This is a genomic window from Pseudomonas sp. 313, assembly GCF_000316965.1.
Taxonomy (GTDB): Bacteria; Pseudomonadota; Gammaproteobacteria; order Pseudomonadales; family Pseudomonadaceae; genus Chryseomonas; species Chryseomonas benzopyrenica.
On the sequence record NZ_ANBZ01000104.1, the window covers coordinates 1 to 1,138 of the forward strand.

At 60.9% G+C, this 1,138-nt stretch carries 1 protein-coding gene; it reads right to left on the reverse strand.

What is annotated here, in order from left to right; all coding sequences use genetic code 11:
* The coding region (gene tuf / locus C722_RS0123630; RefSeq protein ID WP_017642864.1) for an elongation factor Tu at positions 1-1,138 on the reverse strand (1,138 nt) is incomplete at both ends.

Sequence of the window (1,138 nt, forward strand, 5' to 3'; positions counted from 1 at the left end):
TACGACCGCCTTCACGAATGGCGAAACGCAGACCGTCTTCCATCGCGATCGGAGCGATCAGGGTGACAACCATCTTGATGTTGTCGCCCGGCATCACCATCTCGACGCCTTCCGGCAGCTCGCAGTTACCGGTCACGTCGGTGGTGCGGAAGTAGAACTGCGGACGGTAGCCCTTAAAGAACGGGGTGTGACGACCACCTTCTTCCTTGGACAGCACGTACACTTCGCACTCGAACTTGGTGTGCGGCTTGATGGTGTTCGGCTTGGCCAGCACCTGGCCACGCTCCACATCTTCACGCTTGGTGCCACGCAGCAGCACGCCGACGTTCTCGCCAGCACGGCCTTCGTCCAGCAGCTTGCGGAACATTTCAACGCCGGTGCAGGTGGTCTTGACGGTGGCCTTGATGCCCACGATCTCGACTTCTTCCTGGACCTTGACGATGCCACGCTCGACACGACCGGTTACCACGGTGCCGCGACCGGAGATCGAGAACACGTCTTCGATCGGCATCAGGAACGGCTTGTCGATGGCACGCTCGGGCTCGGGGATGTACGAGTCCAGGGTCTCGACCAGCTTGCGCACGGCGGAGGTACCCATTTCGTTGTCGTCGTTACCGTTCAGAGCCATCAGCGCGGAGCCGATGACGATCGGGGTGTCGTCGCCGGGGAAGTCATAGGTGTTCAGCAGATCGCGAACTTCCATTTCGACCAGTTCCAGCAACTCGGCGTCGTCAACCATGTCGGCCTTGTTCAGGAACACGACGATGTAGGGAACGCCTACCTGACGGGACAGCAGGATGTGCTCGCGGGTCTGCGGCATGGGACCGTCAGCAGCCGAGCAAACCAGGATCGCGCCGTCCATCTGGGCAGCACCGGTGATCATGTTCTTCACGTAGTCGGCGTGGCCGGGGCAGTCGACGTGCGCGTAGTGACGGATCGCCGAGTCGTACTCAACGTGGGAGGTGTTGATGGTGATACCGCGAGCCTTTTCTTCCGGCGCGTTGTCGATCTGGTCGAAACCACGAGCGGAACCGCCCCAGGTGTCGGCACAGACTTTGGTCAGCGCTGCGGTCAGCGTGGTCTTGCCATGGTCAACGTGACCGATGGTGCCCACGTTCAGGTGCGGTTTGTTACGTTC